This is a genomic window from Methylobacterium nonmethylotrophicum (assembly GCF_004745635.1).
Lineage (GTDB): Bacteria > Pseudomonadota > Alphaproteobacteria > Rhizobiales > Beijerinckiaceae > Methylobacterium > Methylobacterium nonmethylotrophicum.
Genome location: NZ_SRLB01000002.1, coordinates 42,831 through 62,418 on the forward strand (window position 1 = coordinate 42,831; position 19,588 = coordinate 62,418).

A 19,588-nucleotide genomic window follows, 5' to 3' on the forward strand; every position below is an offset into this window, starting at 1 on the left:
AGCAAGATATGCCAACAAATAGTTGCTCGATCCTGGGAGGAAGACTGATGCTCGCGCGACGGAGTGTTCTGGCCGGACTGATCGCCACGCCGCTGGTTCCGCGGCCGACCTGGGCACGGGACCCGATCGCGGCCGACCCGATCAAGGTCGGGGTCATCATCCCGCTGAGCGGCGGCGCCGGGCGGCAGGGGCAGGACGTCAGCCACGCCGTCCAGAGCATGGCGACGCTCATCAACGAGGCCGGCGGCGTGCTCGGGCGGCCGGTCGAGATCCTGGTGAAGGACGACGAGAGCACGCCGGCGATCGGCGTCGCCAAGGCCAACGAGCTGGCGGCGGCCGGTGTCGCGGTGGTGCTCGAGGGCTGGAACAGCCCGGTGACGTTGGCGATGCAGTCGGTGCTGGCGCGGGCCGGCATCCTCGACATCACGATGATCTCGAAGGCCGACGCGATCCTGGCCAGCGCCTCGAACCCGCTCGCCATCCGCCTCAACAGCGCCAACGCGCAGGACGCCGCGATCATCGCGAAGTACCTCGGCAGCCTGTCAAAGAAGGCCCGGATCGTCTTCGTCACCGAGAACGACGCCTACGGCAACGGCGCCCAGCAGGGCATCGAGGCCGAGTTCAAGAAGGCAGGCCTCGACTACACCATCGCCCAGACGCTGAAGTTCCCCTTCGCGCAAACCGACTTCCGGGTCGAGATCACCAGCATCCGGGACGCCAGGCCGGATTACGTCATCAGCATCAACGCCAACGAGGGCGCCGGGCTGCCGGCCTTCCTGCAGCAATACGCGCAAGCCAATGTCGGCGCGCCGGTGATCTGCACCGTCGGCACGGTGAGCCCGAGCGTGATCGAGACCGCCGGCAAGGCGGCCAACGGCCTGCACAGCGCCGACATCTACTTTCCGCAGACCGAGCCCTTCGCCAGCGACCCGGAGAACAAGCGCTTCGTCGCGCAGATGCAGAAGCAGTTCAAGGCCGAACCGGACAAGTTCATGGCGCTGGGCGCCGCATCGCTCCAGATCTGGGCCAAGGCGGTCGCCACGGCCGGCAGCCTGGACCGCAAGGCGGTCGCCGGCGCGATCCGCGGCCAGGAGATCCCCGGCACGATCTTCGGCACCGTGCGCTTCGACGCAAGCGGCCAGATGCAGCACCGGCACTTCGTGTTCACGGTCAAGGATGGCAAGATTGTCGTCGAGAGCTGACGCCCCGGTGCTGGAAGTCCGTGGGCTGACGGTCCGCTTCGGGGCGTTCCAGGCGCTCGCCGACGTGTCGTGGCAGGTATCGGCGGGAAAAATCCTCGGGATCATCGGGCCGAACGGGGCGGGCAAGAGCACCTGCTTCATGGCCGCGACCAACATGGTGGCCCATACCGGCACCCTGTGGCTCGACGGAGAGGATGCGAGCGCGCGGCCCGCCCACGACCTGCCGCGGGCGGGCCTGCGCCGCACCTTCCAGCAGAACGCGTTCTTCGGCGGCATGACGGTGCTGGAGAACATGGAGGCCGCCTTGCTCGACGCGCGCCCGAGCCCGCTCGCCGAAGCGGTGTTCCTGCCCTGGCGCGAGGCGCGGCGCCGGCGCACGATCGCGGAGCGGGCGAGAACCCATCTGCTGGCCTACCACGTGCCCGAGAGCACCCACGGGCTCCTGCCGGGCGAACTCTCCTACGGCACGCAGCGCATGCTCTCGATCGCGCTCGCCGCGGCACCCGGCGCCCGCGCCGTGCTCCTCGACGAGCCGGCGGCGGGTCTCGGGGGCCCGGACATGATCGCGCTGAGGAGCCTCCTGGAGCGGATGCGCGATTCCGGTCTCGCGGTGGTGCTGATCGAGCATCACATGGACCTCGTCATGGCGATCGCCGACGAGGTCGTGGTGCTCGACCTCGGCCGGATGATCGCACGGGGCAGGCCGGCCGAGATCCAGGCCGACGCCCGCGTGCGCGAAGCCTATCTCGGGAGGGCGGCGTGAGCGCCCGGCTCGAGATTGCCGACCTGCGGGTCGCCTATGGCCGGGCCGAAGCCGTCGCGGTCGACCGCCTCGTTGTCGAGCCCGGGACGCTCTCCGGCATCATCGGCGCCAACGGCGCCGGCAAGTCGACGCTGATCAACGCGGTCGCCAACTGGTCGCGGGCCGAGCCGCGGGTCGCCGGCTCGGTGCGCCTCGACGGCGAGGAGCTGACCGGGCTGTCGGCCGAGGCGCGGGTCGCCCGCGGGGTCCAGCTGGTGCCCGAGGGGCGCGGCGTCTTCCTCGGCCTCTCGGTCGAGGAGAACCTGACCGCGGTGGCGAGCGCAGGGAGCGGCCGGCGCGCCTGGTCGGTCGCCGACGTCTACGCCCTCTTCCCGCGCCTGCGCGAGCGGCGGGCGAACCTCGCCGGGTCGCTCAGCGGCGGCGAGCGCCAGATGCTGGCGGTCGGGCGGGCCCTGCGCATGGCCCCGAAACTGCTGCTCCTCGACGAGCCCTCGATCGGGCTCGCGCCGCTCCTGGTCTCGACCCTGCTCTCCACCATCCGCGATCTCGTCGATGACGGGCTGACGGTGCTCCTCGTAGAGCAGAACGTCCACGCGGCGGCCGAGGTCACGGACGTGCTGCACCTCATCGAGCGCGGCCGGCTGGTCGCCGGCGGCCCGGTCGCGGTCATGCGGGACGATCCCCGCATCGTCGAGGCCTATCTCGGAGCGAACCACGGATGAACGTCGCCCAGCAGCTCGTCAACGGCATCGTCATCGGCCATGCCTACGCCCTGGTGGCGGTCGGCTGGACGCTGCTCCTCGGCGCCGCCCGGCTCGTGAATTTCGGCCACGGCCAGATGTACATGATCGGCGCCTTCGTGGCCTGGTGGGTCATGGCGGCGACCGGTCTGCCCTATTGGCTCGCGGTGGTCGCGGCGGTGCTCCTCGGCGCCGCCTTGGGCGCGGTGATGCAGCGGCTCTTCCTGCGCCTGACGCTCTCCCAGGACCTCGTCAACCTGATGATCGTCACCCTCGGCTTCGGCCAGGCGCTCGAAGGGGCGGCCGGCCTCGCCTTCGGGCCGAAGCCCCAGACCCTGGCAAGCCCGTTCCAGGAGATGAGCGTCCATCTCGGCCCCGTCTGGTTCACGGTGCAGGACGCGATCCTCGTCGGCGCGACGATCCTGGTCTTCGCACTCCTCTACCTCGCCCTGCACCGCAGCTGGCTCGGGGCGGCGGTCCGGATGGTGGCGGAGGATCCGCGGCTGACCGCGCTCGGCGGATTCAAGGTCTCGCGGATCTACATGGGCATCTTCGCCTTCGAGGGCGCGGCGGTCGCCTTCGCGGCTGCCCTCGTCGCACCGCGCACGCCGATCCTCACCTCGATGGGCTTCGATCAGGTGGTGATGACCTTCGTGGTGGTGGTGCTCGGCGGCATCGGCAGCGTGCTCGGCAGCTACGTCGCCGGGCTCGGGATCGGGCTGTTCACGGCGCTCTTCGGCGCCCTCGTCTCGCCGGCCTACACGACGGCCGCCGTCTTCGCCCTGCTCATCGCCGCGATGGTGCTGCGGCCCGGCCAGCTCGCGGCCTCGGGGAGCTTCGCGCGATGACCCATCCCCTCGCCCGCCTCGCTTTCGCCGGTGTCCTCGCGGTCCTCGGCTTCCTGCTGCCGCGGCTCCTCGGCGGCTCCTCCCTCGTCTACGACACGCTCGTGGCGATCGCGATCTTCTCCGCGATGTCCTACGGCCTCGACGTGATCCTGTCGGATCTCGGCGAGATCAGCCTCGTCCACACCGCCTTCTTCGCCACCGGCGCCTACGCGGCGGCGATCCTCACCGTCACCTACGGGTTCAGCGCCTGGACGGCGCTCGCCGGCGCGGTGCTGGCGGCGCTCGCGCTCGCCCTGGTGCTCGGGGTGATCACCCTGCGGACGCGGGAATTCGCCTTCTCGCTCGTCACCTACGCGGCGGCGGTGGTGTGCATGAACGTCGCCTCGAACTGGGACTTTCTGGGCGGCTCGGATGGCATCGTCGGCATCCCGCCGCTCGACCTGTCGATCGGCGGAATCGAGCTCACCGCCGGGCGCAGCGCCGAGTTCTGGCCCTTCGCCTATCTCCTGCTCCTCCTCACCCTCTACGTCGTCCACCGCTTCCGCCGCTCGCGCCTCGGGCAGGCGGCGCTCATGGTCCACATGAACCCGCGCCTCGCCACGATGTGCGGCCTCGACGGCAACCGCATCCGGCTCCAGGTCTTCCTGCTCTCGGCTGTCATCAGCGCGGCGGCGGGCTGGCTCTACGCGTTCCAGCGCGCCTATGTCGGCACCGACCTGTTCGACACCTACTTCCTCGTCCTGATGCTCACCGGCGTGATCCTCGCCGGGCGGCGCATCCTGCTCGGGCCGCTCCTCGGCACGGCGTTGCTGCTCTCCCAGAAGAGCTTCGCCTCGCTGGGTGCCTACGGCGACAAGCTGGTGCTGGGCGTGGTGCTGGTCGGCGTGCTGTGCCTGTGCCCGAAGGGGCTGGCGAGCCTGTGGCCGCGGCGGCGGGCTGCGGCCGTCACGGATGCGCCGGCCAATACAAATCCGGCGAATACAAATAAAGCGCGGTTCCCCTCTCCCGTGTGGGAGAGGGGTCAGGGGTGAGGGTGACACGCTTCCGAGTAAAACTCGGACCGTCGTGCTGGCAGCTCGACTGTCGGCGCTAGAATCGGAAACGTGTCACCCTCACCCCTACCCCTCTCCCACACCTTGTAGCGGTACCAGGCAGGCCTGGTATCGCCCGGAGAGGGGATCCCGCGATTCTTCGCAATCACGACAGATCAGCGGAAATCTCCTCGACGATGCCCTTCACCACCGACTCCCTGATGGCCTACCGCATCCCCCCGGTGCGCCAGCGCCTCACCAAGCGCGACAGCGTGTTCTACGCGCTCTCGGTCGGGTTCGGGCAGGACCCGCTCGATGCCCGCCAGCTCGACTTCGTCGATGCCGACCGGCCGCTCAAGGCGGTGCCGACGATGCCGGTGGTGCTGGCTCATCCAGGCTTCTGGATGGCGGACCCGGCGACCGGGATCGACGCGGTGCGCGTGGTCCACGGCGAGCAGCGCATCGTCCTGCACCGGACACTGCCGGTCGAGGGCGAGGTGATCGGCACCACCCGCATCACCGGGATCGTCGACAAGGGCGCGGGCCGCGGCGCCCTGGTCTATTCCGAGAAGGAGGTGCGCGAGGCCGGGAGCGGCACGCTCCTGGCGACGACGCGGAGCACCACCTTCCTGCGTGGCGACGGCGGGTTCGGCGGGCCCTCCGGCCCGGTGGCGGAGCCGCACCGCCTGCCCGACACCCCGCCCGACGTCGCGGTCGAGATGCCGACCCGGCCCGAGCAGGCGCTCTATTACCGCCTCAACGGTGACGACAACCCGCTCCACGCCGACCCGGCGGTGGCGGCGAAGGCCGGGTTCCCGCGGCCGATCCTGCACGGGCTGTGCACGCTCGGCGTCGTCGGCCGCGCCCTGCTCGAGGTGCTGGGCGGCTACGAGGCCGACCGCTTCCGGGACCTCGCCCTGCGGTTCTCGGCGCCGGTCTATCCGGGCGAGACCATCCGGGTCGAGATCTGGCGCGACGGCTCGTTCCGGGCGCTGGTGCCCGCCCGCGAGGCGGTGGTGATCAACAACGGGCGCGCGGTCTTCGCGGCCCCCGCGCAGGAGTGACCCCGTGAGCGCGACAGACTCCCCCGTCCTGATCGAGGCCCGCGACGGCGCCGTGGCGATCCTGACGCTCAACGAACCGGCCAAGCGCAACGCCCTGACGCCGGCGATCCGGCTGGCGCTCGCCGAGGCGATCGACCGGATCGAGCGCGATCCCGGCATCCGCGCCGTCGTCATCACCGGCGGGCCGGAGATGTTCAGCGCCGGCGGCGACCTCACGGCGATGCAGGCCGACGGGCTCGCGGGCGGGCGCGAGCGGTTCCGGCTGCTCCACGGCATCGTCCGGGCGATCGTGAAGTCGGCAAAGCCCTATGTCGCGGCGGTCGAGGGCTGGGCCGCCGGGGCCGGCTTCAGCGTCGCGCTTCTCTGCGACACGATCGTCGCCGGCGAGGGCGCGCGCTTCGTCGCCTCGTTCCCGAAGGTCGGGCTCGTGGCCGATGCGGGCCTGCTCCACACCCTGCCGGCCCGGGTGGGCCAGGGCCGCGCCCGCCAGATCCTGCTCCAGGCGAGCCCCGTCGGCGCCCCGGCGGCACTCGCGATGGGGATGATCGACGAGGTCGTACAGGACGGCACCGCCCTCGCGCGCGCGATCGCGCTCGCCCGCAGCTTCGAGGGGCTGGCGCCGCTCTCGACCGCGATGGCCAAGGAGTGGCTGGCCCGCGGCATCGACGAGGTGCTCGACTGGGAGCGCAGCGCGCAGGCCGCCCTCTTCCAGACCGCTGACCACCACGAGGGCAAGGCCGCCTTCCTGGAGAAGCGCCGGCCCACCTTCCAGGGACGCTGATCCATGACCCCGCCCGAGGACGATGCCGGCGCGATGCTGCGCGAGACGGCGGACCGCCTGCTCGCAGACCTGATGACCCCGCAGGCCCGCGCCCGCGCGATCGGCGAATGGCCGGAAGACCTGTGGTCGGCCCTCGCGGAGGTCGGCCTGCCGGCCGCGATCCTGCCGGAGGCGGCCGGCGGGTTCGGCGTGCCGGTGGATGCGGCCCTGTCGCTCCTCACCATTGCGGGCCGGCATGCCCTGCCGCTTCCCCTCGCCGACACGATGCTGGCCGGGCTGGCGCTCGCCCGCGCCGGGATGGAGGTGCCGGACGGACCGCTGGCCGTCGCGCAGGGCTCCGCGATGACGCTCGATGCGGCGGGCCGCACGACCGGCCATGCCTGGGGCGTGCCGTGGGGCCGGCACGCCCGGGCGGTGGTGGTCCTGGCCGAGGGCCGGGACGGGCCTGTCCTCGTCGCGCTGCCCGGGGACGCGCTCACGGTCGAGCCGGGCACGACGATCGCCGGCGATCCGAGCGACGCGGTGCGGTTCGCGGCGGTCGCGGCGCCGGGCGCGCCGGCGCCGTTCGGCGCGGATGAGCTGCGGGCAGCCGGGGCCGCGACCCGCGCCCTGATGATCGCGGGGGCGCTGGCTGAGGTCAGCGCCATGACGGTGCGCTACGCCCAGGAGCGACGGCAATTCGGCCGCGCCATCGGGCAGTTCCAGGCCGTGCAGCAGAACCTCGCGGTGCTGGCCGGCCAGGCGGCCTCGGCCACGGCCGCCGCCGGCCTCGCCGCCGAGGCGGTGGCGGCGTGGGGACCCGGGATGCTGCCGGCGATCGCCGCCGCCAAGGTCCGCGCCGGCGAGGCGGCCGGCCAGGGTGCTTCCATCGCCCACCAGGTCCACGGGGCGATCGGCTTCACGCAGGAGCACCGCCTGCACGACTTCACCCGCCGGCTCTGGGCCTGGCGCGACGAGTTCGGGCGCGAGGCCCAATGGGCGCAACGGCTCGGCCGCCACCTGATCGCCGCCGGGCCCGACGGGCTGTGGCCGGCGATCACGGCGGCCTGAAGGATTGTTCGCGATGTCGCAATTCACCTTCCCGTCGCCGCCGCCCTCCCCCGAAGCCGAGGCGTTCCGGGCCGAGATACGGGCATTCCTGGCGACCGAACTCGCTGACAGGGCACCGATCGACCGGGCGCAGAGCTGGAACGGCCTCGACCCCGCTTTCTCGCGCAGGCTCGGGGAGCGGGGCTGGCTCGGGCTCACCTGGCCCAAGATCTATGGCGGGCACGAGCGCTCGGCGCTCGAGCGCTACGTCCTCCTTGAGGAGCTGCTCGCTGCCGGCGCCCCGGTCGGCGCACACTGGATCGCCGAGCGCCAGAGCGGCCCGAGCCTCCTGCGCTACGGCACCGAGGCGCAGAAGGCCGCGATCCTGCCGCGGATCGCGGCCGGCGAATGCTTCTTCTGCATCGGCATGAGCGAGCCGGATTCGGGCTCCGACCTCGCCTCGGTCCGCACCAAGGCGGTGCGGGAGGGGGATGGCTGGCGCGTCAACGGCACCAAGCTGTGGACCACCAACGCCACCCACTGCCACTCCATGATCCTGTTCTGCCGCACCGCCCCGGTCGACCGCGAGCACCGGCACGCCGGCACGAGCCAGTTCATCGTCGACCTGACCCTGCCCGGCATTACCATCCGGCCGGTCCGCAACCTCGTCGGCGAGCACCACTTCAACGAGGTCGTGTTCGAGGACGTGCTCCTCCCCGAGGACGCGCTCTTGGGCCGCGAGGGCGAGGGCTGGGCCCAGGTCACCGGCGAGCTCGCCTACGAGCGCAGCGGGCCGGAGCGGTTCCTGTCGTCGTTCTGGCTCCTCGTCGAGCTGGTGCGGGCGCTCCAGCCGGCGGCCGACGCGCGGGCCGAGATCGCACTGGGGCGGTTGGGCGCGCAGCTCGTCACGCTGCGGCGGATGTCGCGCTCGGTCGCCGGCCTGCTCCAGGCAGGGGCCGACCCGGCGCTCGAAGCCGCGATGGTCAAGGACCTCGGCGCGCTCGTCGAGCAGGAGATCCCGGAGGTCGCCCGCGACCTGATGGCGGAAGGCCCGCCGACCCCGCAGAGCCGCGCTTTCGCGGAGGTTCTGGCCTACACCACGCTCCACGCGCCGTCCTTCTCGCTGCGCGGTGGCACGCGCGAGATCCTGCGCGGCATCATCGCCCGCGGCCTCGGGCTCAGGTAACGGGAGACACGCCATGACCGACGCCATGACCGACGCGGTGCTCTACGAGCAGGATGGCGGGATCGTCACCCTGACGCTCAACCGGCCCGAGAAGCGCAACCCGATCTCCGAGCGCGACGTCGTCGACGGGCTCGTCGCGGCCCTCGGGCGGATCGGCGCCGATCCGACGGTGCGGGTCGCGATCCTGACGGGCGCCGGCAGCGCCTTCTCGTCCGGGGGCGACCTGCGGGCGATGGAGGACGCGCTCGACGCGCGCGCCCGCGACCCGTCGGCCACGATCGCCTATTACACGCAAGGCATCCAGCGGATCCCCCTCGCCTTCGAGGCCCTCGACGTGCCGGTGATCGCCGCCGTTAACGGCCCGGCGATCGGCGCGGGCACCGACCTCGCCTGCATGTGCGACCTGCGCATCGCCGCCGACACCGCGCGCTTCGCCGAGAGCTTCGTCAAGATCGGCATCATCCCGGGCGACGGCGGCGCCTGGCTGCTGCCGCGGGTCGTCGGCTGGTCGAAGGCCTGCGAGATGGCGCTCACCGGCGACGTGATCTCGGCCGAGGAGGCTCTGGCCTGCGGGCTCGTCTCCCAGGTGGTGCCCGGGCCCGAGCTGATGGCGGCGAGCCGCCGGCTCGCCGAGCGGATCGCCGTCAACCCGCCCCAGGCCGTCCGGGCGACGAAGCGCCTCCTGCGCGAGGGGCGCTTTTCCAGCCTGCCGACCCTCCTGCAGCTCTCGGCGACCGCGCAGGCGATCGCCCACACGACGGCCGAGCACCGCGAGGCGCTGGCCCGGGCGCTGGCAAGGACGGCACGTTCGTAGGCACGGCACGGCGTACAGGATGAACTGCGCGCGCGGGAATCCTGGTATACCGATCGGGCGGTGGAGAGGAGACACCCACGATGGCACGCATCCCCTACGCCGACACCACCCGCCCGGAGACGGCGGCGCTCGCCGAGCGCATCGTCGCCGAGCGCGGCGAGATCCTGCACCTCTACGCGATGCTGCTGCACAGCCCGCCGGTCGCGGAAGGCTGGCTGACCTTCCTGACGGCGATCCGCCAGCGCTGCAACCTGCCGGGCGCCGTGCGTGAACTGGTGATCGTCCAGGTCGCGCATCTCAACGGCGCCCGCTACGAGGCCGAGCAGCACGTACCGATCGCGCTTCGCGAGGGGGTGACCCAGGCCCAGCTCGACGCGCTGCCGGACTGGCGGTCGGCGGACGTGTTCGATGCGCGCGAGCGCGCGATCCTGGCCTATTGCGACGCGATGACCCGGGAGATCCACGTGCCGCCTGCGATCTTCGCGGACTTGCGCGAGCATCTCGACCCGCGGGCGATCGTCGAGCTCACGGCGACGGTCGGCGCCTACAACATGGTGTCGCGCTTCCTCGAGGCGATCGGGATCGATTCCGCCGACGACACATCCGCCACCGAGGCGGGGACCGCCCGATGAGCCGCCGCATCGCCGTGATGGGGCTCGGCCAGATGGGCTGGCCGATCGCCCTCAACCTCGCCCGCAAGGGCGGCGGCCGCGAGACGATCGTGGCGGTCGATGCCGATGCCGCGCGGGTCGCCGGGCTCCAGGCTGCCGGGGTCGAGGCGCCGGGCCTGACCGCGACGACCGACAAAGGCGAGGTCGCGGGCGCCGAGGTGCTGTTCCTGTGCCTGCCGGACGGCGACGTGGTGGAGAGCGTGCTGTTCGGCCCGGAGGGGCTCGAGCGCCGCCTCGCGCCGGGCGCGACGGTGGTCGATCTCAGCACCATCGCGCACGGCCAGGCGCTGAGCCTCGGCCGGGCGCTCGAGGCGCGAGGCTTCCGCGTCCTCGACGCGCCGGTCTCCGGCGCTCCCGCCGGGGCCGAGGCCGGGACCCTCACGGTGATGTGCGGCGGCGCGCCCGAGACCTTCGCGGCGATGAAGCCGCTGCTCGACCGTATCGGCGCCCAGGTGCTGCATATGGGGCCGCTCGGCAGCGGCCAGCTCACCAAGACCATCAACAACGTGATCTACGACATCAACATCGCGGCGCTCGCCGAGGTGCTGCCGATGGCCGTCGCGATGGGCCTCGACCCGGGCCGGCTCGCCACCGTGGTGACGACGGGCACGAGCCGCAGCTACGCCTCGCAATACTTCGTGCCGCGGATCCTGCGGGGCGAGTTCGACGAGGGCTACCCGCTGGGAAAGGCCTACAAGGACCTCGTCAGCGCCGCCGCCGTTTCGGTCGGGCGCGGCTTCCCCCTGCCGGTGACGGCCGCCGCCACCGCCACTTACCAGATGGCCTTGCGCGCCGGCCACGGCGACCGCGACAAGGGCGCGATGGTGCTGCCCTTCGAGGCGATGCTGGGGGTCAAGGTCCGGGCGCCCTCGGGCTGAGGGCGCCCGCCGCCCGTCACGCCGGCGACAGCACGTGGATGACGCGGGAGGCGATGTGCTCCCTCGTCTTGGCCCCGTAGGCCGCCATGTGGGGCGCGGCGGCGTGCGCCTTGAGGGCGTCGAGGCTCGCCCACTTCTCGACCACCACGAAGCTGTCCGGCCCGAGTGGGGTCTGGATCGGGCCCGCGCCCTCGGTGTCGATCGCCGCGCCGTACTCGATGCAGCCCTCCTCGGCGTGGACCGCGGGAACGTTGGCCCGGAAGGCCTGGAGGACCGTGTCCCGCATGCCGGGCTTGGCGGTGATGATGGCGAGGACGTGGATCATGGTGGTTTCCTCCTGTGGGACGTTGCTCTTCCCGCACGAACCCGGTGCCGGGACGTGAATCCTTGATCCTGCTCTCGACCTCATCCTGAGGTGCTGCCGCTTGCGGCAGCCTCGAAGGAGGGCTCCAGAAGTCTCGGCGATCCTTGGAGCCCTCCTTCGAGGTCCGTCGATCGCGGATCGTGCGCGATCTTCGATCGCCGACACCTCAGGATGAGGGTGCGGGCTGGACGATTGTCGCATCAGGCCGTCCCCTGGCCCGGACGCACCGCCAGCCGCGACACGCTCACGATGCTGGCGATCCCGGCGAAGGCCGCGCCGAGCCCCAGCGCCAGGGCCGGCCCGTGCGCCTCGGCGAGGGCGAAGCAGGCCGCCACCAGAGCCGCCCCGGTGGTCTGGCCGAGGAGCCGGGAGGTGGCGACGATGCCGCTCGCGCCGCCCGAGCGGGCCTGCGGGGCGCTCGTCATGATGGCGCGCAGGTTCGGCGCTTGAAAGAAGCCGAACCCGAAGCCGCACAAAGCCATGCGCCAGGCAATGCTCGCGACGCTCGGGTCGTCCGGCAGGAGCGCCAGGGAGGCCATGCCGCCGGCGAGCCCCGCGAGCCCGATCCCGCCGAGCAGGCCCGGCGGGTAGCGGTCAGAGAGGCGCCCCGCCACGGGCGCCATCAGGGCGACCACCACCGGCCAGGGGGTCATCAGGAACCCGGTCTCGACCTGCGACCGGCCCAGCGCGTGCTGGAACAGGAAGGGCAGCGACACGAAGGCGAGACCCTGCGCGGCGAAGGAGCAGACCGAGGTCGCGGCCGACAGCGCGAAGAGCGGGCGCCTGAGCAGGTCGACGGCGAGCATCGGCGCCGGGTGGTCCGCCTGGCGGCGCAGGAGCGCCGCCCCGCAGGCGAGCGCCCCGGCGAATTCCAGGAGCACGCGCCAGAGCGGCCCGGCATGGGCGGCCTCGCCGAGGGCGAGCACGAGGAGCCCGAAGGTGGCGGCGTTGAGGAGCGCGCCGATGCCGTCGAAGGCGTGGCCGGACCGTCCCGTATCCGGCAGGGCGCGGCGGGCGACCGCGAGGGCGATCAGCCCGATCGGCACGTTGATGGCGAAGAGCCACGGCCAGGACGCCGCCGCCAGGATCAGCGAGGCCACGGTCGGCCCGATCGCGAAGCCGACGCCGACCACGAAGGCGTTCAGCCCGAGGCCCCGCCCGAGCTGGTGCGTCGGATAGATGAAGCGGATCAGCGCGACGTTGACCGCCATCAGGGCGCTCGCCCCGACGCCCTGGAGCACGCGGGCGGCGACGAGGGCCGGCAGCGACCAGGCGAGCGCGCAGACGAGGGAGGCCGCCGTGAACAGTGCGAAGCCCGCGAGGTAGACCCGCTGCTGCCCGACGATCTCCCCGAGCGCCGCGACCGGCAGCAGCGTCGCCACCACGGCGAGCTGGTAGGCGTTGACGATCCAGACCGAGTCCGCCGGGTCGACGCCGAGATCGGCCGCGATGGTCGGCAGCGCGGTGTTGGCGATGGCGGTGTCGAGGGTGGCGAGGGCCACGCCGGCGAGCACCGCGACCATCGCCTGCCGGCGCCGGGCCGGCGGCAGGCCGTCGCGGACGGGTGTGTCCGGCGTCGGCGGCGTGCGGGGGGAGGAAGCGGGGCGAGACACGGGGTCCTGAATGTGTCCGCGCGGCCCGGTTGGCAAGCGGCTTGGCCGATGGGCGCGGGGCCGTCGCCCGGTGGATGCATGGCAGCCGGGCGGCGGAGGAGGCTCAGGGCCCGAATCCGGCCGGCTCAACGAGGCATCACGGAGCGGGCCGGTCTCGGCGAGCGCCACTGGCCGGCCCAAAGCGATGATGCGGGGCTTGTAGGGTCGGTTAGCGGTCGCGGCATGGATGGGATCTGAGGCGGATCGGGCCGCTACGCCGCACGCCGCCGCCACCCTGCAGGAGGAGGGTTCCGTTCGTGAGCGTCGGCGAGGGCTTCGAGCCAAGCTGCGACCTCGGGCGGCACGGAACCGTCCCCCGAGGCCCACCGCCGGACGAGCCGGTCATCGCATTCGAGCGCATCGGCGAGACCCCGCTGCGACCACCGTAGCAGCGCCAGCACCTCGCGGAGGCGGTCCAGGCTCACGGGAAGAAGAGCTTCACGACGGCTGCGGTGCCGCCGATGAGAGCCGCGGTGGCGGCGACAGAAGTCGCTACGATCTGCCAGGGAGCGAGCATGCGGTCACGCGCCAACTTGGAGGCTTCGGCTTGAAGCGTCGCTTGCTCGGCCATCAGCTTCCTCTGCTCGGCTACGAATTTCTGCGTCTCCTCGTTCGAGCGCAGGACGCGAGCGACTTGTTCGGCGCTGTCGAGGTGAGTGGGAGAGGCGGTAGAGGCCATCGGGAGCGTCCCTCGGTCGGCCGGGGCTCATCCCTCGGCTATGTCCGCAAAATGAGGGACGATGCCCGATTTGACAACGGCGCTTACGGGCCGCCCGATCGCATCCACCCGATCGGCAGGGGGGCGGTCACGGGTCGGGGGCCGCTGCTGCGCCGGCCCCGCTTCAGCTCGGAGAAGCCCGTGATGCGGCCGGCGATCGCGCTCGCCGCCATCGTGGCGGGGCTCGCGAGCCAGACCTGGCCGGGCCCCGACCGCCCCGGGAAGTTGCGGTTGATGGCCGAGATCGTGACCTGGTCGCGGTGCTCGGAGGCGCCCGGGCCGCAATTGGCGCAGGCGCCGCAGGCGGGCTGCATCACCTCGGCGCCGACCGCCGCGAAGGCCGCGAGGTAGCCCCGCGCCTCGCAGTAGCGGCGCACGTCGAGGGTGCCGAATTGCAGGATCAGCCGCACCCCCGGCGCCACCGCGAGGCCGTTCTGCGCCGCCCAGGAGAGGACCTCGTGGTAGCGGTCGAAATCCTCGCGCTTGCCCGCCGTGCAGGAGCCGCCATACGCGGTGTCGATCGGGACGGGCTCCTTGAGCGCGTCGAGCGGGATGCCGTTGCCGGGATCGCCCGGCCGCGCCAGCATCGGCGACAGGGCGGCGACATCGACCGTGATCGTGGCGACGTAGGCGGCGCCCGGGTCGCTCCGCATCCAGTCCTCGAGGGCGGGCGCGGCGCCGCGGCGCTCGCGCAGGAAGCGCAGGGTCTCGGCATCCGGGGCGACGAGGCCGGTGAAGCCGCCGAGCTCGGCGGTCATGTTGGTGAGCGTCGCTCGCTCGTCGGTGGAGAGTGCCGCCACCGCCTCGCCGGTGAACTCGAACACCCGCCCGACCCCGAGCCCGGCGCGGATCTCCGGGAGCGCCAGCAGGTGCAGCGCCACGTCCTTGGCGCCGACGCCCGCCGGCAGCGTGCCGGTGAGGTCGATCCGGAGGCTCTCCGGCATCGCGAACCGCACCGCGCCGGTGACGAAGGCGTTGGCGATGTCGGTGGTGCCGACCCCGAAGGCGACGCAGCCGAGCGCCCCGGCATGCGGGGTGTGCGAATCGGTGCCGACGACGAGCTGGCCCGGCAGGGCGTAGCGCTCCGCCATCAGGGCGTGCGAGATCCCCTCCGAGCCCGGCCCCTTCGCGAGGGTGCCGTGATGGGCCAGCCCGTGCTCGGCCACGAAGGCGCGGTGGGCCCGCGACGCCTCGCGCACGAAGGGCATCAGTGCCCGGTGGGCGCGGCTCAGATGCGTGTAGGAATAATGGTCCTCGAAGGCGAGGATCGAGGCCGGGTCGTGCAGGGCGAGATCCGCCCCGAACGCCTCCGCCAGGAGGTGGCGGGCCATGCCCGTATAGATGTCATGGATGAAGCGCAGATCCGCGCGCACGAAGCCGCTCTCGCCCGCCGCCCCGACCGGCGGGCAGGACGACGTGGCGAGCGCGTGGCGCCGCACGATCTTCTCGAACAGCGTCCGGGGCCGGCCGTCGTCGGGCAGCGCCACGGGCCGGGCCCCGGCGAGCTCTGCCCGCCCGTAGGCGAGGAGCCCGCCGGCGCGCAGGATGGCGGCGGCGAGGGGGTCGCGATCGGCGACGAGCTCGTCCACCGTCACCGCCTCGCCGGCCTGGACACGGGCGACGAGGCCCAGGTCCGTCGCGGTGAACAGCCCGAGATTGTCGGCGTTCTGGCGGTAGATGCGCTCGAAGCTCTCGGCGATCACGAGGCGGATGCCGGCGAGCCGCTCGGCGAGCGGCGCGTGCTCGCGCGACGAGCCCTTGCCGTAGCGCCCTCCCCCCACCAGCACCGAGAACCTGCCGGCGGCGAGCGCGCCGGGACCGATCGGCGTCTCGTCCCCGGCCCGGAAGCCGATATGGGCGTGGTGGCTGAGCGTCGCATCGAAATGGACCAGGGACGGCACCGGCGTGATCTCGTCGGTCGAGATCTCGGCGCGCAGGCGATGGCCGTCGGCGAGGTCCAGGTCCTCGCCGACGAGCTGGCGGCGGACGAGGTCCGGATCCGCCGCCAGGATCAGCACGCGCCCGGGCAGCGCGAGGGTGGCCGGCCCGCTCACTGCGAGATCTTCTCGAGTTCGAGCCCGGTGGTACGCGGCCCCATCAGGCCGATCGTCAGCATCACCACGCTCATGGCGCCGGCGATGAACACGAACACGCCGGTGACGCCGAAATGCTCCAGCATGAAGGCGATCAGGAAGGCGTTCAGAATCGCCGAGAACCGGCTCCAGGAATACACGAAGCCGACCGCCCGAGTGCGGATCCCGGTTGGAAACAGCTCCTGCTGGTAGGTGTGGTAGCTGAACGAGATGATGTTGCCGGCGAGCGTCAGCATCACGCCGAGCGTCACGATCGCGACGGCGCTCGACGCCTGGCTGAACAGCAGGCCGCAGACGATGTTGACGCCGGCCATCGCCACGATGACGTGCTTGCGCTCGAACCGGTCGGCGATGAGGAGGCCGATGAGCGGGCCGACGGGGGCGGCGAGGGCGATCAGCGTAGTGTAGCCGAGGCTCGTCGTGACCGTGATGCCCTGCTTGATAAGGAGCGTCGGCACCCAGTTGGCGAAGCCGTAATAGCCGATCGTCTGGAAGACGTTGAACAGGATCATCATCACGGCGCGACGGCCGTAGGGAGCGGCCCACATCTCGGAGAAGCGCGTGTGGTGCACCACCGTCTCGGCGGGGCCGGGCGGCGGCAGCGGGCGGCCGAAGTCGCGCGCGACGGCGCGTTCGAGGTCGCTCATCACCCGGTCGGCCTCGTCGAGCCGGCCCTTCATGGCGAGCCAGCGCGGGCTCTCGGGCAGCTCGCGGCGGATCCACCAGACGAAGACCGCGCCGACGCAGCCGATCAGCACCACCCAGCGCCAGCCGTCGAGGCCGAGGGGCGCGTGCGGCACCAGCAGGTAGGCGAGGTAGGCGACGATCGGCACCGCCGAGAAGCCGAAGGCCTGGCACAGCGCGTTGGCGCGCCCGCGCAGGTGCTTGGGCACCAGTTCCGACACGTAGGTGCCGATGGTGACGATCTCGACCCCGATGCCGAGCCCGGCGATGAAGCGCCAGAGATTGACCCCGAAGGCGGTGTCCTGGAACGCCATCACGCCGTTGGCGGCGCAGTACCACAGGAGCGACCAGGTGAAGATCGCGCGCCGCCCGAAGCGGTCCGACAGGAAGCCGCACGCGATGGTGCCGAGGAAGAGGCCCGAGAACAGCGCGGCGACGAAGCTCGCCACGCCGGTGGTGCCGAACAAACCGTGGGTCGTCGGCGTCAGGATGCCGGACTTGACCAGCCCCGGCGCGACGACGCCGGTGAACAGGAGATCGTAGAGCTCGAAGAAGAAGCCGAGGCCGAGCAGCATCACCAGCCGCCAGACGGTGCGGGTGGCGGGCAGCCGGTCGAGCCGGGCCGAGATCGTCCCGGCGCCCGCGACGACGGGGGCCTCGGCGGCCGCGACGGGCACGGCCTGCGCGACGGTGAAGGTCATGGTTGTCCTCCTGGCGGTTTCCTCGGGGGACCCCGCCGGCGTCTGGCGCGCCGTTGCGGGGAGAAGCGTGTCGGATCAGGCGGCGCCCGCGAGGACGCCCCCGGCTGCGAGATCCGCGATCTCGTCATCCGTCAGGCCGGCCTCGCGCAGGACCTCGCGCCCGTGCTCGCCGACCCGGGGCGGCTGGCGGCGCAAGGCCGGCCGGCTGCCGCCGAGCGAGACCGGCAGGGCCGGCAGCCCGGCGCGCGCGGCATGGGGCTCGCGCGCGCCCTCGGCCCCCGTGAGATCGACGGCCAGGAGCCCGCCCGAGGCGAGGAGGTGGGGATCGGAGAAGAGGTCGCTGGGCTTAGCGATCGGCGCGAAGGGCACGCCGAGGGCTTCGAGCCGGGCCATCAGCTCGGCCTTCGGAAGGGCGGCGAAGACCTGGGCCACCCGCGGCAGGATGCGCGGGCGCGCCTCGGCGAGCTGGCTCATCGTGGCGAGGCCGGAATCGTCGCGCAGGTCGGCGAGGCCGAAGGCGTCGCAGAACGCCCGCCACTGCCCCTCGCCGACGACGCCGACGAAGACCTGCTCGCCCGGCTCGGCGGCGGAAAAGACGTCGTAGACCGGCCAGGGCTTGCGCATCGCCGGGTCGCCGAAGGGCTCCGGATCCTCGCCCTCGATCGCCGCCCGTGCCATGTGCTGGGCCATCAAGACCATGTTGGTCTCGAACAGGCCGGACTGGACGAGGCCGCCGCGGCCCGTCGCCTCGCGCTCGCGCAGGGCCGCCAGGATCGCGAGGGCGCCGAACATGCCCCCCATGATGTCGTTGACCGAGGAGCCGGCCCGCAGCGGGCGGCCCGGCGGGCCGGTCATGTAGGCCAGCCCCCCCATCATCTGCACCACCTCGTCGAGAGCGGTGCGGTGCTCGTAGGGGCCGGGCAGGAAGCCCTTGCACGAGCAGTAGACGAGGCGCGGGTTGAGGGCGGACAGAGCGGCGTAGCCGAAGCCGAGCGCGTCCATGGCGCCGGGCCGGAAGTTCTCCAGCACCACGTCGGCCCCGGCGGCGAGCCGGCGCGCGGCGGCCGCGCCTTCCGGCCGCTTGAGGTTGAGGCAGACCGAGCGCTTGTTGCGGTTGAAGGTCGGGAAGAAGCCCAGCGCCGCCCCGGTGAGCCGGCGGGTGTTGTCGCCCCGCGGCCCCGGCTCGACCTTGATCACGTCGGCGCCGAGATCGGCCAGGATCATCCCGCAGCTCGGCCCCATCACCATGTGGCTGAACTCGATGACCCGGAGGCCGGCGAGCGGGCCGTGCACGGGGAGGACCGGAGGCTTCGCCCCGGCGGGGACGACCCGGGTTGCGGCGGGACGGTAGGTCGGCGGCAGGCCCGCCGCCGCGACCCGGCCCTGCAGCGGCTCGCCGGGCAGGCCTTGCGCCAAGGCCTCGCGGGCGGCGACGAGGCGGGGCAGGTCAATGCCGGTGTGCACGCCCTCGGATTCGAGCAGGTGGACGAGGTCTTCCGTCGCGACGTTGCCGACCGAGCCCGGCGCGAAGGGGCAGCCGCCGAGACCGGCGAGCGCGCCGTCGAAGCCGCGCACCCCCTCCTCCAGCCCGGCCATCGCGTTGGCGAGCGCCGTGCCCAGCGTGTCGTGCAGGTGGAGGTTGCCGAGGCGGGCCGCGCCGATCTCGGCCCGCACCGCCCGCACCAGGCGGCGGACGTGCGAGGGGGTGGCGTAGCCCAGCGTATCGGCGAGCGCCACGACGTCGGCACCGGCTTCGGCGAGGGCGCGGGCGAGGTCGACCACGTCGCGCTCCGGCACGAGGCCCTGCAGCGAGCACCCGAAGGCGGTCGCGATGCCGGCCTCGATGACCGGCCGGTTTTCCCCGAGGCCGCGGGCCCAGTCCACCACGCGGCGGACCTCCGCGACCTGCTCGTCCCGGGTGCGCCGGACATTGGCGCGGCTATGCGCCTCGCTCGCCGAGACCGGGACGATGATCGCCTGCGCGCCCGCCGCCGCCGCGTCCTTCGCGCCGCGCAGGTTGGGGGCGAGGGCGATCGCGCGAAAGCCCGGATGGCGGGCCCGCACCGCCCGCGTGACCGCGGCGGCATCCGCCATCTGCGGCATCGCCGCGGGCGGCACGAAGCTCGCGACCTCCATCTCGGCGAGGCCGGCCTCGGCCATCGCGGCGATCCAGGCGAGCTTCCGGGCGGTCGGCATCACCGCCCTGGCGTTCTGCAAGCCGTCGCGCGGGCCGACCTCGCGGATCACCACGCCGGGCGCAGCCGGGATCTCGGCCATGGCGCTTTCTCCCTGCTCTCCCGCGCGTCCCGGCGCGGTTCATGTTCGGACTGTTGCCGGAGAGTGCGCCGCAGGCGCAGGGCCGGGAAGCG

General features: G+C 72.6%; 18 protein-coding genes. 12 read left to right on the forward strand and 6 right to left on the reverse strand.

The genetic code is table 11. From position 1 onward, the window contains the following. The first annotated feature begins 47 nt into the window (after window positions 1-47). From EU555_RS02955 to EU555_RS03010, 12 genes are all read left to right on the forward strand, one after another. Window positions 48-1,202 (forward strand): ABC transporter substrate-binding protein, encoded by a 1,155-nt coding sequence (locus EU555_RS02955; RefSeq protein WP_167858423.1) that lies wholly within the window; start codon window positions 48-50, stop codon window positions 1,200-1,202. After that, window positions 1,186-1,965 carry an ABC transporter ATP-binding protein gene (locus EU555_RS02960; RefSeq protein WP_245524112.1) on the forward strand — a complete coding sequence of 260 codons (780 nt, stop codon included), beginning with the start codon at window positions 1,186-1,188 and terminating at the stop codon, window positions 1,963-1,965. Before EU555_RS02955 ends, EU555_RS02960 begins: the two co-directional genes overlap by 17 nt. Then, the gene (locus EU555_RS02965) at window positions 1,962-2,687 is read left to right on the forward strand and encodes an ABC transporter ATP-binding protein (RefSeq protein WP_135412970.1); all 726 of its coding nucleotides are present in this window, start codon (window positions 1,962-1,964) and stop codon (window positions 2,685-2,687) included. Before EU555_RS02960 ends, EU555_RS02965 begins: the two co-directional genes overlap by 4 nt. Beyond that, entirely contained in the window at window positions 2,684-3,553 is an 870-nt protein-coding gene (locus tag EU555_RS02970) for a branched-chain amino acid ABC transporter permease (RefSeq protein ID WP_135412971.1), read from the forward strand. The genes EU555_RS02965 and EU555_RS02970 overlap by 4 nt, the downstream gene beginning before the upstream one ends. Further along, window positions 3,550-4,584, forward strand: a complete 1,035-nt coding sequence (locus EU555_RS02975; RefSeq protein WP_135412972.1) for a branched-chain amino acid ABC transporter permease — start codon at window positions 3,550-3,552, stop codon at window positions 4,582-4,584. The genes EU555_RS02970 and EU555_RS02975 overlap by 4 nt, the downstream gene beginning before the upstream one ends. 197 nt (window positions 4,585-4,781) lie before the next feature. Further along, window positions 4,782-5,648, forward strand: a complete 867-nt coding sequence (locus tag EU555_RS02980) for a MaoC/PaaZ C-terminal domain-containing protein (protein WP_135412973.1) — start codon at window positions 4,782-4,784, stop codon at window positions 5,646-5,648. A gap of 4 nt (window positions 5,649-5,652) precedes the next feature. Then, on the forward strand, window positions 5,653-6,429 hold the full coding sequence (locus EU555_RS02985) for an enoyl-CoA hydratase/isomerase family protein (protein ID WP_135412974.1): 777 nt from the start codon (window positions 5,653-5,655) through the stop codon (window positions 6,427-6,429). A 3-nt stretch (window positions 6,430-6,432) separates the two neighbouring features. Next, window positions 6,433-7,479 (forward strand): acyl-CoA dehydrogenase family protein, encoded by a 1,047-nt coding sequence (locus tag EU555_RS02990; RefSeq protein ID WP_205820751.1) that lies wholly within the window; start codon window positions 6,433-6,435, stop codon window positions 7,477-7,479. Between the two features lie 13 nt (window positions 7,480-7,492). After that, a complete protein-coding gene (locus EU555_RS02995) occupies window positions 7,493-8,644 on the forward strand; it encodes an acyl-CoA dehydrogenase family protein (protein ID WP_135412975.1) in 1,152 nt (383 codons plus the stop codon). Between the two features lie 13 nt (window positions 8,645-8,657). Continuing rightward, a complete protein-coding gene (locus EU555_RS03000) occupies window positions 8,658-9,458 on the forward strand; it encodes a crotonase/enoyl-CoA hydratase family protein (protein WP_245524113.1) in 801 nt (266 codons plus the stop codon). Between the two features lie 80 nt (window positions 9,459-9,538). Further along, window positions 9,539-10,090, forward strand: a complete 552-nt coding sequence (locus tag EU555_RS03005; RefSeq protein WP_135412976.1) for a carboxymuconolactone decarboxylase family protein — start codon at window positions 9,539-9,541, stop codon at window positions 10,088-10,090. Further along, window positions 10,087-11,007, forward strand: a complete 921-nt coding sequence (locus tag EU555_RS03010; RefSeq protein WP_135412977.1) for an NAD(P)-dependent oxidoreductase — start codon at window positions 10,087-10,089, stop codon at window positions 11,005-11,007. Before EU555_RS03005 ends, EU555_RS03010 begins: the two co-directional genes overlap by 4 nt. Window positions 11,008-11,023: 16 nt before the next feature. On the opposite strand, the gene EU555_RS03015 is transcribed toward EU555_RS03010, so the two are convergent. The 6 genes from EU555_RS03015 to EU555_RS36795 all read right to left on the reverse strand — a co-directional run bounded on the left by EU555_RS03015 (window position 11,024) and on the right by EU555_RS36795 (window position 19,496). Continuing rightward, complete coding sequence (locus EU555_RS03015; RefSeq protein ID WP_135412978.1) at window positions 11,024-11,332, reverse strand: putative quinol monooxygenase; 309 nt, start codon at window positions 11,330-11,332, stop codon at window positions 11,024-11,026. Window positions 11,333-11,571: 239 nt separating this feature from the next. Beyond that, window positions 11,572-12,984 carry an MFS transporter gene (locus EU555_RS03020; protein ID WP_245524114.1) on the reverse strand — a complete coding sequence of 471 codons (1,413 nt, stop codon included), beginning with the start codon at window positions 12,982-12,984 and terminating at the stop codon, window positions 11,572-11,574. A gap of 460 nt (window positions 12,985-13,444) precedes the next feature. Continuing rightward, entirely contained in the window at window positions 13,445-13,702 is a 258-nt protein-coding gene (locus tag EU555_RS03030) for a hypothetical protein (protein ID WP_135412980.1), read from the reverse strand. A gap of 83 nt (window positions 13,703-13,785) precedes the next feature. After that, entirely contained in the window at window positions 13,786-15,795 is a 2,010-nt protein-coding gene (locus EU555_RS03035) for an aconitase family protein (protein WP_205820752.1), read from the reverse strand. After that, window positions 15,792-17,219, reverse strand: coding sequence for an MFS transporter (locus tag EU555_RS03040; protein WP_135412981.1), 1,428 nt, complete (start codon window positions 17,217-17,219; stop codon window positions 15,792-15,794). The genes EU555_RS03035 and EU555_RS03040 overlap by 4 nt, the downstream gene beginning before the upstream one ends. Before the next feature lie 75 nt (window positions 17,220-17,294). Further along, entirely contained in the window at window positions 17,295-19,496 is a 2,202-nt protein-coding gene (locus tag EU555_RS36795; RefSeq protein WP_135412982.1) for a hydroxymethylglutaryl-CoA lyase, read from the reverse strand. Window positions 19,497-19,588: the final 92 nt, after the last annotated feature.